The sequence below is a fragment of the Blautia sp. 1001283B150304_161114_C9 genome, from assembly GCF_015668165.1.
Taxonomy (GTDB): Bacteria; Bacillota; Clostridia; order Lachnospirales; family Lachnospiraceae; genus Blautia_A; species Blautia_A wexlerae.
Window position 1 is genome coordinate 23920 of sequence record NZ_JADPGO010000022.1, and the last position, 14499, is coordinate 38418.

The window sequence follows — 14499 nt, forward strand, 5'->3', positions numbered from 1 at the left end:
AACAAATGGTCAATCTTTACTGACTGACCATTTATTTTATACCAGTGCCCTGTTCAGCACTTCCTTCATCGAACTTACAAAGGTAATGGTAAGTCCGTCTGTGATTTCCTTATCTAATTCCTGAATATCCGGTTTGTTTTCTGCCGGCACTAACACCTCTTTGATCTTAGCATATTTTGCCGCAAGAAGTTTTTCTTTCAAACCGCCGATCGGAAGAACTCTTCCTCTCAGTGTGATCTCACCGGTCATTGCAAGGTCTGCCCTTACCGGCTTCTTAATAATTGCGGAAAGGATTGCAGTTGCCATGGTAATACCTGCGGATGGTCCGTCTTTTGGTACTGCCCCTTCCGGAATATGCACATGAATATCATTTTCCTGGAAAAATTCCGGCTCAACTTTATAGTCGGAAGCAATGGAACGAATATAAGTAATACCTGCCTGTGCAGACTCTTTCATAACATCTCCAAGCTGTCCGGTAAGCATCAGCTCACCCTTGCCTGGCATCACATTGACTTCAATCTGCAGGGTATCGCCACCCACCTGTGTCCAGGCAAGCCCGCGGGAAATACCAATCTCATCCTTCTTATTTGCCATAAGATAGTTGAAATGCTCTTTTCCAAGAAAATCTGACAGATTCTTTGAAGTCACTGTAACTTTCTTTTTATCTTCTTCCATGATCAGACGTGCAGTCTTTCTGCATATCTGTCCTATGGTTCTCTCCAGGTTTCGAACTCCGGCTTCTTTTGTATAATTGTTGATGATCTTCTTAAGAGCCGCTGACTGGATTGTCAGTTTACCTTTCTCGATACCGTTCTCTTCCATCTGCTTCGGAATCAGATGTTCCTTTGCAATATGTTCCTTCTCATTCTCAGTATAACCTGCGATCTCAATCAGTTCCATACGGTCAAGAAGTGGTCTCGGAATGCCCTGAACATCGTTTGCAGTTGCAATAAACAGTACTTCTGAAAGATCCTGTGGAACCTCTATATAATGATCCATAAATCTGCTGTTCTGTTCCGGATCAAGCACCTCAAGAAGTGCCGCAGAAGTATCTCCTTTATAATCACTGCTAGTCTTGTCAATCTCATCCAGAAGCATCAGAGGATTGCTCACTCCTGCCTGCTGTAATGCTGCAGTGATCCTTCCCGGCATTGCTCCTACATAAGTCTTTCTGTGGCCCCGGATCTCAGCCTCATCTCTCACACCGCCCAGACAGATACGTACATATTTCTTATGCATTGCTTCTGCAATCGATCGGGCAATGGAGGTTTTACCTGTTCCGGGAGGTCCTACCAGACAAAGGATCGGGCTTTTTCCCTTATGTGTCAGTTTGCGGACGGAAAGGAACTCCATCACACGCTCCTTCACATCTTTCAGACCGTAATGACCTTCCTGAAGTACTTTCCATGCTTCTTTCAGATCATCAGAATCTGTGGATTTCTTCTCCCACGGAAGTGCCAGCATGGTCTCAATATAACCACGCAGTACTGCATTCTCGGATACATTGCTGTTGGTATTCTTAAATCTCTCGATTTCTTTGCTGATCTTCTCTTTTACCTCATCGCCGGCCTGAAGTTCCTGGAGTTTCTTCTTAAACTCCTCTGCGTCATCCGCAGTATTATCCTCACCCAATTCCTCACGTATCAGTTTCAGCTGCTCTCTGAGAATATATTCTCTCTGATTCTTATCAATTCTGGCCTTCACTTTTTTCTGGAGATCTCTGCCAATCTGCATGATCTCAATCTCATTTCCAAGGATTGCACCCAGAACTTCATAACGTTCCTCCAGTGTAAGTGCCTCCAGGATCTTCTGCTTATTCTGATAAGATAAAGGAATATTTACGGCAATCTGCTCAACCAGTTCCTCAACATTATCTATATTTAAAATCTGTGCTACCAGCTCTTTGCTGACTTTTCCATTTTCCATGCAGTATCTGTGGAATAATTCCTTAAGGCTTCTGTGCATGGCTTCCATCACTGGTTCCGGCATCTGCATTTCTTCTTCATCAACAGGTGTGATCTCACTTCTGATAAACGGAAACTCCTGCTCAAATTTCACAAGTGTGGCTCTTCCCGTTCCCTCTACAAGTACCCGCAAAAGGTTCTGCGGAAGTTTCACAACCTGTTTGATATAGGCAATGGTTCCTACATGATATACACCTGCCAGATCCGGTGATTCCACCTCAGGATCAATCTGAGTAACCAGAAAAATCTTCTGGTCATGAAGCATGGCAGCTTCAATCGCCTTGACAGAACGCTCCCTGCTCACATCAAAATGAACGATCATCCCGGGAAGGATGGTAGTCCCCCTGAGAGCGATCGCAGGCAGCACTATATTCTGATTTGTCATTTATTGTTCAGTCCCTTTCATCAGGCTGTTTCCGGTTTATCCTTCTTGTGTGTCCGGGACGTTCTTCTGCTTCCGGCTGTCTTCGCCTGTGCAGGAGCTTCTCCGCGGACGATCTCCGGCTCACCGGTGCCATCTACTACATCTTTGGTAATTGTACATTTGCGAATCGTGTCATCTGACGGAATCTTATACATCAGATCCATCAGTGAACCTTCCATGATTGCACGCAAACCTCTGGCTCCTGTCTTACGTTCCAGAGATTTCTTTGCGACCAGTTCAAGTGCATCATCTTCAAAATCAAGTTCAACACCATCCAGTTCAAATAATCTGTGATACTGTTTGGTAAGTGAGTTCTTCGGCTCTTTCAGAATACTGATCAGCGCATTCTCATCCAGCGCATCCAGAGTTACAACTACCGGCACACGACCGATAAACTCAGGAATCAGACCGAATTTGATAAAGTCTTCCGGCATTACATCCTTCAGGATCTCACCCACATTTCTGTCTTCCTTAACAGAAACCTCTGCACCGAAACCGATGGACTTGGTATCCTGTCTAGACTCAATGATCTTCTCGATTCCGTCAAAAGCACCGCCGCAGATAAACAGAATATTTGTTGTATCAATCTGAAGAAACTCCTGATGAGGATGCTTGCGGCCACCCTGAGGCGGAACACTTGCCACTGTACCTTCCAGAATCTTCAGAAGTGCCTGCTGCACACCTTCACCGGAAACATCGCGGGTTATGGATGGATTCTCAGATTTTCTTGTGATCTTATCAATCTCATCAATATAGATAATTCCGTACTGTGCACGTTCAATATCATAATCTGCTGCCTGAATGATCTTGAGAAGAATATTCTCAACATCCTCTCCTACATATCCGGCTTCTGTCAGTGTAGTAGCATCTGCAATAGCAAACGGTACATTCAGAAGTCTGGCAAGTGTCTGAGCCAGCAGAGTTTTACCTGAACCTGTAGGTCCAAGCATCAGAATATTACTCTTCTGAAGCTCTACATCAGAATTTTTTGACGCAAGAATTCTTTTATAGTGATTATAAACAGCAACGGAAAGAGCCTTTTTTGCTGCATCCTGACCAATTACATAATCATCCAGAACTGCATGGATCTCTTCCGGTTTTAACAGATTAATATCAGAATTCAAAACCTCGTCATCATAAGGATTTAATTCTTCCTCCATGATCTCTGAGCAGATGCCAATGCACTCGTCGCATATAAATACTTTACCATCCGGACCTGCGATCAGTTTTCTTACCTGATCTTCTGTCTTCTGGCAAAAGGAGCATCTTACTTTTCCTTCTCTCATTTTTTCTGCCATGAATTTATGTCTGTCCTTTCTCTATACTAACTAATAAGACTCCTGTGACGATTCACAGGAGTCTTATCTTTCGCATTATTTATGCATGACTACACCGTCAATCAGTCCATATGCCTTTGCTTCTTCAGCAGTCATATAGTTGTCCCGGTCTGTATCACGCTCAACAACTTCTATCGGCTGACCGGTATTTGCAGCCAATAACTCATTTAAAGTTCTCTTTGTCTGTGCGATATGATCTGCCACGATCTGGATCTCTGTTGCCTGTCCCTGCGCACCGCCGGATGGCTGATGGATCATGATAGTGGAATGCGGAAGAGCAAATCTCTTTCCTTTTGCACCGCCTGCCAGAAGAAAGGCACCCATGCTGGCAGCCATTCCAAGACAAATGGTAGAAACATCGCATTTAATATACTGCATGGTATCATAGATCGCCATGCCGGCTGTTACGGAACCGCCCGGGCTGTTGATATACAGCTGAATATCTTTACCAGGATCTTCTGCTTCCAGGAAAAGAAGCTGTGATACGATCAGTCCTGCACTCACATCATTTACTTCCTCACCAAGAAAAATGATTCTGTCCTTCAGAAGCCTTGAATAGATATCATAGCTTCTCTCTCCCCTGCTTGTCTGTTCAATGACATAAGGTACTAAACTCATATAAACGCCTCCATTTACGCGGCTGACTTTTTTTCCGGAAGAGATAGACATCTGAGTCTGCCTCTTTCCGGATCTTAAAATTCGATTACTTTAAAATTAAACTTCCTTAGCAGCATCAGCGATAACAGTAACTGCTTTCTGTACAGCCATGTCTTTCTTCATCTGCTCAAGTTCACGCTCTCCAAGTAATTCTTTTAACTTGTCAGCTTCCATTTTGTATGCTTCAGCCATCTTGGAGATTTCTTCATTTACTTCTTCCTCTGTTGGCTGAATGTTCTCAACTTCTGCTACTTTCTCAAGAACCAGTCTTGTCTGGATTCTCTTTAATGCCTGTGGTTTCATGTCTTCCATCATCTTGTCAGCTGTCATGCCAGTGAACTGGAAGTACTGATCCATGGATAATCCCTGAGACTGCATTCTTCTGCTGAAATCATCAAGCATCTGACGGCACTGTGTCATAAGCATAGCTTCCGGAATATCCATCTGTGCATTTTCGATTGCTTTATCTACTGCTGCATCTTCTTTTGCACGTTTTGCTTCGTCTGCTTTCTTATCTTCAAGGTTTGTTTTTACATGCTCTTTGTACTCTGCAAGTGTATCGAACTCAGAGACATCTTTTGCAAAATCATCATCCAGTTCAGGAAGTTCTTTTGCTTCGATCTTCTTAACTGCACATTTAAAGATTGCTTCTTTACCTGCAAGTTCTTTTGCCTGATATTCTTCAGGGAATGTAACTTTTACGTCTACATCATCGCCAACTTTAGCACCAACAAGCTGTTCCTCGAATCCCGGGATAAATGTGTTGGAACCAAGTGTCAGAGGATACTCTGTAGCCTGTCCGCCATCAAAAGGTACTCCGTCTACAGATCCTTCGAAGTCGATTGTTACAATATCATTTAACTGAGCTGCGCGGTCTTCTACGCTGATTGTTCTGGAGTTTTTCTCCTGCTCTTTCTTGAGTTCAGCTTCTACGTCTTCGTCTGTTACTGTGATTTCAGTTTTCGGTACTTCTACACCTTTGTAATCACCTAATGTAACTTCCGGTTTAACAGCAACTTCTGCTGTGAAGATGAATGCTTTTCCAGGCTCAGCCTGTGTGATGTCGATTGTCGGCTGGGAAACGATCTCAAGTTCGCATTCAGCTAATGCTTTGCTGTAGTGTTCCGGAATCAGAGCGTTAACAGCATCTTCAAGGAATACTCCTTTGCCATACATCTGCTCGATCATTTTTCTTGGAGCTTTTCCTTTACGGAATCCAGGGATGGAAATTCTTCCTTTTGCTTTCTGGTATGCATTCTGCATTGCTTTTTCTAAATCTTCAGCGGCAACTTCGATAGTAAGTTTCGCCATGTTTTTTTCCATTTTTTCCACCTGTAAACTCATGTTACATGTTCCTCCTTAATTTTCAGGTTATGATTGCGACTGGTTTTTCAGCTGCGTTATATCATTCACAGTTTTTACCTATTTCTATATATTTAAGTCTAAGCTCCGCTCCCACTGTTGCAGAAGCGGGAGACCTCTCTATAACTCAATTATATATTTACAGTCATTGTAGCAGTATAGCACAAAAAATCCAAAAGTGCTAGTGTTTTTTCGCATAAAAATAAGGGTTTGAGGACGATTTAGCGGGTATATACTACTGATTCTGCGATTTCTTTTGCTTTTTCGTCATTTTCAAGCTGTGAAATCAGGGAAAGTGCGAAGTCTACAGCTGTTCCCAGGCCACGGCTGGTAGTTATGTTTCCATCTACCACCACACTGTCTTCACTGGTCTGAGCACCGTCTCCGGCAATGATTTCCATAAAGGACGGATAGGATGTGGCTTTGCGGTTTCTGAGAAATCCAAGACCTGAAAATACACTTGGTGCAGCACAGATAGCGGCGATTTTTTTGCCTTTGCTGTTGAAATCTGTCAGAAGGTCTGTAAGTGGTTTGTATCCTGCCAGATATTTAGTTCCCGGCATTCCTCCCGGGAGGACAAGCATGTCGGCATCTGCGAAGTCTGTTTCTGCGAATGTTGTATCAGTGAGCATGGTGATACCGTGAGATGTCTGGATCTGTTTGGTTTCTTTGATGGATACAGTTTTGATATCGATTTCTGCGCGGCGGAGAAGGTCTACTACTGTGAGGCCTTCGATGTCTTCGAAGCCGTCGGCGAGGAAAATGTATACTTTTTTGCTCATTTTAGGTCCCTCCTGATTAATTTGTTTTGTAAAAGTTTTATCCTATTTTCTGCAATGGATTATAGCATTTTTTGTTTGGAGTTACAATGTTTGTTTGGAGCTTTCTGCTTTTACCATATCTCTGGTTTCAAGTCTTTCGGCAATGGATTGGGATATGTTTCACCGTTTAGGGTTTTTGTCAGTTCTTCTCTGGCTTTATTTACCAACTCTGGTTTTTGCAGGAAGTCTATGGCTGTGAGAGCCATGATCTTAGCGGCGTAGAGCATTCCTTTTTGAGCGATCGAGGATTTTCCCTGGGCTACTGCCTGCCAGGAGTGGAGGGCGGTTCCTGCTGCGAATGTTGGGATGTTGAGATGGACGGTTGGTACCAGCCAGCTTACATCGCCCACATCAGTGGAGTATTTGAGATCACTGTACAAATTCTGGTATGCCATTGGCTCAAAGATTGGTTTTTTCATTACTTCAGCAGCTTTGGGGCCGAAGTAGTCCCGGGCAATTGTGGGGAGTTGATTTTTGTCCTGATCTGAGAGGGACTGTTGGAATTTTTGTGCGTAGGCATATTCTTCTTCAGTGTAAGTGATCGGACCCAGTTTTTCCAGATACGCATTCATGTGATCTGCCAGGATTTTGCTGGAGATCAGGTTTGAATATGCCGCTACCTGGCGTATTTCTACAGTAGTTTCAGTCATAAGTGCTGCGCCCCTGGCTATGTTGCATACGCGGTTATAGAGTTCTTTTACCTGGGTGATCTTTGGGGCGCGGATAGCATAAAGTACCTGAGCCCTGGACTGGACTACATTTGGGGCATCTCCGCCTGTATCTGTTATGGCATAGTGGATCCTGGCCTCATCTATCATGTGTTCACGCATGTAGTTTACGCCCACATCCATAAGCTCTACTGCATCCAGTGCAGAGCGGCCCAGTTCGGGACACATGGATGCATGAGCCGAAGTTCCGTGGAATGTAAAAAATACTCTGAAATTTGCCTTGGTGCTTCCGTAGCATGCACGCCGCCCCTGTTCCGGGTGCCAGCAAAGAGCCAGGTCACAATCATTAAAATAACCGTCACGTACAAGAAATGCCTTGCCGCCTGCGTTTTCTTCAGCAGGACAGCCGTAATAACGGATCGTGCCTTGCAGGTTATGTTCTTTCATAAAGTCTTTTAATGCAATGGCAGAAGCAAGAGTTCCTGTTCCGATAAGCTGATGACCACAGCCGTGGCCACAGCTGTCAGTATGTACAGGAATCCTCTCTGCTACATCTGCCTTCTGTGAAAGTCCCGGCAGTGCATCAAATTCTCCAAGGAATGCTATGACTGGTTTTCCTGATCCATATTCTGCAATAAATGCAGTCTTCTCTCCTGCCAGATCTGCTTTGATGGAAAACCCTGCCTGTTTTAATACATGCTGCAGCAATTCAGAAGATCTGTATTCCTGGAATCTGGGCTCTGCAAATTCCCAGATCTTATTACTGATCTCAACATAATATTCTTTCTTACTGTCAATTTTTTCTGAGATTTCTTTTATGTATTCGTCTGTATGATCCATTCTGTTGTCCGCTTTCTTTTTTATATTTCCAGTCACATATCCGCACTTCACTTCACAGCATCAACAGTTATTCAAAAGTCTCTGATTCTCCATTTTCTTTGTATACTCAAGGCACAGCATTGTAATATCATCAAACTGGTCATTGTCTCCTACAAAAGCGTCAATATCCGCCTTTACAAGCTTCAGAGTTTCTTCCGGATTACTGCTTAAGCACTGCTGATTCAGAACATGATCCAGTCTGTCCATTCCGTACAGCTGCCTGTCCTTATCCGTTGCCTCTGTCACTCCATCTGTATACTGGAATATTTTGTCTCCGATATTCAGCTGAAGCTTTTGTTCTTTATATACGATGTCCTCTATCCCTGCAAGGACGAAACCAGCACGTATTTTGTAGGCTTCATAGGTGTTGGTTTCCCTGCGGTAAACAAACGGCATTTCATGTCCGGCGTTTACATACCTGAATTCACCGGTCACAAGATCCAGCACCCCCTCAAAGGCTGTAATGAACATTCCGTTTTCATTGGATTCACACAGAATATTATTGACCTCTGTAAAGACTTCTCCCAGGTCTCTGCCCGGCTGTGTATGATCCTTGATCAGGGTTTTGCCGATAACCATGAAAAGGGCTGCCGGAACTCCTTTGCCGGAAACATCAGCCATAACAATCGCCATATGCCTGTCATCAACCATAAAGAAATCATAAAAATCTCCGCCAACTTCCTTTGCGGGTGTCATGGTCGCATAAATATCCATCTCATCCCTGTCAGGAAATGCAGGGAATATACATGGGAGCATGGAAGCCTGAATCTGTGTTGCCACATTCAGCTCTGCTCCGATACGTTCCTTCTCAGCAGTCACCCGGGTAAGGTTATCCATATAATTAATAATGCTTTTCTGCATGGATTGGGTTGCATGATAAAGTTCTTCTATCTCATCTCTGGTATGAATATCAAGATCTACGATATTGTTCTCATCATACCCTTCCTCGCCATTGCCAAATTTGTGTGTTGCTTCCGTAAGCAGCTCAATGGGCCGGGAGATTCTCTTTTTGATTTTTCTGGATATGCCCATACCGGCAGCCAGGATGATCAGAATGCAAAGGCATACCATCAGTACAGTAAAACGAATGGTATTTCTGACAATCTCTGTCATGTCAATATCTGCAAAGGCAACTGCACATTTCTCTCCATCAGATGAAAGTACCGGCTCTCCCGCAGATGACAGCCATCCAAATTCTGTTCTGCTCACAGTAGGCTCCAAGCGTTCGTTTCCTTTCAGTTTATCAAATCTTTCCGAAAGCTCTTCCTTATAGCCAAGAGTCAGATAGCCTGACGAAGGATCAAACAGATACACACTGGAATGATCCTGGATCATCTGAATATACAGATATTCAATATTCATATCTGCCTGTATAGAATGAAGATATTCATTTATCCTCTCATAATTCTGATACATGCCTTTCGCTTTAAGCCAGTCTATAATCGGCTGTTCATCATCAGCTGCTACTGCTTTTTCCTGGATCTGTTCAAATTCCTCTGTGTCTATCTCTTTACACAGTTCTTCGATAAAATCCCCATTTACCTGATCTGATACCGTCTTCGCGATTTCAAGCGCTTTATCATTATAGAGTTTTCTATACTGTCTGTTATTCACAAGAGAACTTCCAAGAAGCATTAAAACCCCAACCACCAACATAGAACCGATGAGAAATTTAATCAGTTCAACATTCAGCTTTCGTCTTTTTTCCATGCTCTTTGACCTCCTTTTTTGTCTCTGTGTGCTGCAAATGTGGTGCTGATCAGGAAAGCTGCTGAAAGCACACTCACAAGAATCAGCACAAAGATAAGGCCTCTGCCTACACCAAGGACCAGCACATAGCCAAACACAAAGGAACCCAGAGACTGTGCACCATTCTCAAACAGGCTGTAAACCCCAAGTCCTCTGTCATATCCAAACCGTTCTACATCCTTCAGATCTGTAAAATAACTGGTAAGTAATGGAATCCCAAAGCTGTCTGCAACTCCAATCAATGCCAGTGCGATCAGAAGAGATGGTATATTCTGAAGCATTGCCACCTCCAGAAAAGCTGCTGCATAAATAAACGCAGCTGCTGCAAGCCCCAAATGCTTCCATCCTCTGTTGGAAAAGAATTCCGTGAGAGGAGTTCCCAGGATCAGTACAAAAATTCCGTTTAAAAGATAGGTATATCCAATATAGGTTTCCGAAAGTCCCCATTCAGAACCAACAATAGGAAACATATAATTCAGGAAATATCCACAGATCAGAAGCGGAATCATCAGCAGCAGGAAAAAACTAATAATCCTTGGACGAAAGATAAACTGAACAATATTCATATGTGTATCTTCTGTTTCGCAGTTCTCCTCTTCGTTATCTGAAGTATATTTACTCATATACTTATTTGCTACCAGAAACAGCAGCACACTGAGTACTGCAGTGACAGCAAACAACGCTGTATAGGACATCCATTGCAGAAGGAAGCCACCAAACACAACTGCACAGTTTGCACCGCTCAGGGAGGATACACTGTAATAGGCATAGGCTCTGTTCTTCTCCTCATCAGGAAGCTCCACGATCATAAGATTGACAAGTAAAAGCAATACTCCCCAGCCTGCTCCAAGAAGCAGGGCGCTTAAAGTAAGCAGCCATATATTGGGAACCACTCGCAATCCAAGTCCTGCTGTAAGCAGTACAGAGCTTACAAAAACAGATTTCTTTGCCCCAAGCTTATGTATTACCTTTCCGCCAAACGCTGAGAAAATGGCGCCGGATAACACCTCTGCAGATATAGGAACTGCTGCAAGCATGGCCGGTGATAATCCCTGTACTGACATCTTCTCAGAAATCTTCATTGCATAGATGGGAAGAATCGCACAGGTCAGATTTGTAAAAAAGAAAACAAGAAATACAATAAATCTGAAAATTTCCACAGGAAGTCTGCTATTGTTTTCCTCCTGTTTTCGTCTTTTCAGTTCCTGCCTTCCCTTTATAAAATAAATCACCTCAAAGGTAAGCATGAAAAATACTACCATAATTGCGATCAGATTGATGATCAGAGACACCTGGATCTCTCTGCTTTTCTCTGTCAGACTGTTCATATCTGTTCCGACTTCTATAATCCCAATAATATCTCCGCTTTTATCCCGGATGGGACTATGGATAAATACAAAGCTTCCGGAGCTTGAATTTGTAGCATAGGTTTTTGTAGCCCCCTGCTCCATAACCTCCTGAAGATCTGTGCCTTCATATTCCCAGTCATAGGGATAGGACACACAGATATCCTCCAGGGTATAGACCAGGGTAACAGTTCCGTCTTTTACTTTATAAAGTACACAGTACAGATCCTGTGAACTGTCAGAATCCGAGAAGAATACATCCCTTACTACCTGCCGGACCTGTCTGTAATCCTCATTCATAAAATCAGAAGGCTTTTCCAGCCTCTGAAATTCATCTGCAGGAAGTCTGTTTGTTACTGCTGATGCGGCAAATTTCTCTCTTGTATAGGTTTCATCGACCAGCAGACTTTGAAACTGCGGAAACAAGGTGCCAATAAACAGAGCCGCAACTCCCACAATAATCCCTATGACTGCCATGGTAATCTTTGCATAAAAGCTGAATTTTTTTACCAGTATCTTTAACAAAGTCACCGCAAAAAACAAAACAGCAGCGACAATCACTGCACAGGCAGCCCACAGCAGGCAGTTCCATACCTGCAGTTTTCCTGATAGCGGAACGTCCCAGAACTGTTCATAGTCCTCTCCATCCCACAATATAACAGAATAATTGGTAGAGGAAACCAGGGTTCCCGGTGCACTCACATGATATGCAATCTCTCTTTCCTTCAAAGACTCTTCCACAGTAAGTCTGTCTGTACTTCCTGTATTTTCCATATCACAGGGTATCCGTATGATATCCCTGAGACCAATATCAGCTGAATAAAGCACTCCATCCGAGTAACTGATCTCCTGCGGAATACTTCCGTCAACTGTATCACTGTCATAGAGCAGTTCATCCTGTCCGCTGTCTGTATATTTATAAATTTTACCATCATAAGTCACATAAAACAGGCTATCACTGTCTCTGTCATAAGCACAGCACAAAATCCTGTCCTGCGCATCAGCAACAGAAAAAGCCTTTGAGCTTCCCTGCTCTGTATTGCTGACCAGAATACTGTCATCTTCCTTTTGCATGTAGATCACACCATGCTCTGTGGGTACCATTCCCACAATGTTGCGCCTTACACTGCCTTTCTCTGCTTCTACAGAAGCAACCGTTGATATATATTTTCCCTTTGATGACAGTTTGACGATTCCTTCCCTGGCAATCTGAACGCCCTGCTCAATACGGACATCATGAAGATATACATTTCCGTCTCCGTCTGCCACAACCCGCTCGGCACTCAGAAAACTTTTATCAGAGGCACATGCCCGCCATAAAAGCCTTCCGTCAGCAGATATTTTCAATATTTTCCTGTTGGAATCATCAATCACATAAGTACATCCATCCCCATCTCCGGATGCATAGGATACTGAAGAAAATGTATAAGGTTTAAAAGGATTGGTAAACATCCATTCCCTGCCTGCATACACTACAAAAACAGAACATACTGTCAAAAGCAGCATAATTATTAAAATCCACTGTTTTTTTCTCTTATGTTCCATGCACCTTAACCTCTTTCTGTTAATGTAAGTTTTGATAGCAGAGTATGGGCAGGCGCCATATGCTCTTTATAATAACGCAGATTTTCAACTCCCATATCTTCTGTGTAATTGATCGTATCTGCAGACTGCAGATATCGTTCAAAGCTTTCCCGCAACAAATACTCATTAATTCCCTTGATCCGGTTAACTGCATTTTTATACTGATATACGCCAAGTCCGTTACGGCAGCTCACAATACAAAGTCCTGCCATTTTTCCCTCTACTCTTACAAAGATTCCATTAATCCTGATTTTATCAAAAACAGGAACCAGATTGTCGATCACCCGGAGCAGGCAGCCACAGTGGCACTCCTCACAAGTTTTCTCCCCACACCATTCCCTTTCCATAAATTCCCGGATTTCCTCCCGATGGAAAGGGGTTATCTCTTCTGTCTCATATGCAAATCTGCGTTTGAAATAATTATAACGGTAACGGTCATCCTGCATATCCATACCTGCCAGAAACTGCTCAGGCGTAAAGGTATAATCCATATAATCACGGTTATCCTCTATTTCAAACTGAATGCCGCTGGCTTCATAATAAGGAAGCATCCATGGAACCACATCCATAATGATCAGCTGTGCATCAAATCCCGCAAAATCTTCCTTCAGGATCTGCATAGCTTTCTTTATCTTTTCCTCCGTATAGTTTCCTACAAACGGAACAGCTACCGGATACCCTTCTGTATTCAAATATGTAATATTGATTAAAAGCCCTTCTGCTATTTTGAAGTAGGTGGGATAGGAATCCCTCCATCCAATCAAATTCAAAAAGCTGGTGTTGGCTGACCAGTGTTCATTCATACTGTCATAATACGGATCAAACAGGCTCTGATCCTCCACTCTAAGTTCCTGATAACCACGCGCAAGGAAGATTTCCAGCATTTTCTGTGGTATTTTATAATATTTTTTTGTATCTGATTTCATACGGCCTCCTCTGAATATCAGTGCATAATCTCCAGCTATGATCGTGAGAAATATTTACAGCTACGCACTTACAAATATTATATCTCCATTTTTCAAATATTCCAACATAATATTAAAGTTGTTGGTTATATTCATTCTTAATAAGTTACTGTTTTCTCAATATCACACATATTTTTCTTGTCTCATACTCACCATAAGTGTTATCATAATCATAAAACTGTACTGTCATTTCATATTTAAGGAGGAACATTTCTCATGGAAATCGAACGCAAATTTTTAATATCCAAAGAAAATCTGCCTGCAGATCTTAATTCTTATCCACATCACAGACTGGAACAGGGTTACTTATCCACCGCACCGGTAGTCCGTATCCGCAAAGAGGATGATAACTACTATCTTACCTATAAATCCAAAGGTCTTATGACCCGCGAGGAATATAATCTTCCACTTACCAAAGAATCCTATGAACATATGCGTCCAAAAGCTGACGGAATCCTCATTTCCAAAACCCGCTATCTTATCCCGGAAAAAGATGGACTCATCATTGAACTGGATGTATTTGATGCTCCTTATGAAGGACTCTATCTCGCAGAAGTGGAATTTTCTTCTGAAGAACAGGCGCTCAGTTATAATCCACCCGTATGGTTTGGCAAAGATGTTACGAACTCCGGTAAATATCATAACAGTCGTCTGAGTCAGGGAAATTTATAATAAAACAGCTCCGAAATATTGTTCTGTTAATATGTATTTGCAGAACAATATTTCGGAGCGTCCCTCTTATA

The 14499-nt window shown here is 42.8% G+C and carries 10 protein-coding genes; 1 reads left to right on the forward strand and 9 read right to left on the reverse strand.

Annotated features, from left to right (window positions below; genetic code table 11):
* Positions 1-36: 36 nt before the first annotated feature.
* The 9 genes from lon to I4V44_RS11885 all read right to left on the reverse strand — a co-directional run bounded on the left by lon (position 37) and on the right by I4V44_RS11885 (position 13717).
* Positions 37-2349 carry an endopeptidase La gene (lon, locus tag I4V44_RS11845; protein WP_025580709.1) on the reverse strand — a complete coding sequence of 771 codons (2313 nt, stop codon included), beginning with the start codon at positions 2347-2349 and terminating at the stop codon, positions 37-39.
* Between the two features lie 20 nt (positions 2350-2369).
* Positions 2370-3686, reverse strand: a complete 1317-nt coding sequence (clpX, locus tag I4V44_RS11850; RefSeq protein WP_026649519.1) for an ATP-dependent Clp protease ATP-binding subunit ClpX — start codon at positions 3684-3686, stop codon at positions 2370-2372.
* A gap of 75 nt (positions 3687-3761) precedes the next feature.
* Positions 3762-4343, reverse strand: a complete 582-nt coding sequence (gene clpP, locus I4V44_RS11855) for an ATP-dependent Clp endopeptidase proteolytic subunit ClpP (RefSeq protein ID WP_008705991.1) — start codon at positions 4341-4343, stop codon at positions 3762-3764.
* A gap of 96 nt (positions 4344-4439) precedes the next feature.
* A complete protein-coding gene (gene tig, locus I4V44_RS11860) occupies positions 4440-5726 on the reverse strand; it encodes a trigger factor (protein ID WP_008705993.1) in 1287 nt (428 codons plus the stop codon).
* A 239-nt stretch (positions 5727-5965) separates the two neighbouring features.
* Positions 5966-6526: a DJ-1 family glyoxalase III gene (locus tag I4V44_RS11865; protein WP_118330990.1), complete on the reverse strand. Its 561-nt coding sequence runs from the start codon at positions 6524-6526 to the stop codon at positions 5966-5968.
* A 110-nt stretch (positions 6527-6636) separates the two neighbouring features.
* The gene (locus I4V44_RS11870; RefSeq protein WP_196002763.1) at positions 6637-8073 is read right to left on the reverse strand and encodes a M20 family metallopeptidase; all 1437 of its coding nucleotides are present in this window, start codon (positions 8071-8073) and stop codon (positions 6637-6639) included.
* Between the two features lie 60 nt (positions 8074-8133).
* On the reverse strand, positions 8134-9822 hold the full coding sequence (locus I4V44_RS11875) for a SpoIIE family protein phosphatase (RefSeq protein ID WP_196002764.1): 1689 nt from the start codon (positions 9820-9822) through the stop codon (positions 8134-8136).
* On the reverse strand, positions 9801-12752 hold the full coding sequence (locus I4V44_RS11880; protein ID WP_243280270.1) for an MFS transporter: 2952 nt from the start codon (positions 12750-12752) through the stop codon (positions 9801-9803). Before I4V44_RS11880 ends, I4V44_RS11875 begins: the two co-directional genes overlap by 22 nt.
* Before the next feature lie 5 nt (positions 12753-12757).
* Positions 12758-13717, reverse strand: coding sequence for a phosphatidylglycerol lysyltransferase domain-containing protein (locus I4V44_RS11885; protein WP_196002765.1), 960 nt, complete (start codon positions 13715-13717; stop codon positions 12758-12760).
* A 255-nt stretch (positions 13718-13972) separates the two neighbouring features.
* On the opposite strand from I4V44_RS11885, the gene I4V44_RS11890 reads away from it, so the two are divergent.
* Entirely contained in the window at positions 13973-14428 is a 456-nt protein-coding gene (locus I4V44_RS11890; protein WP_196002766.1) for a CYTH domain-containing protein, read from the forward strand.
* Positions 14429-14499: the final 71 nt, after the last annotated feature.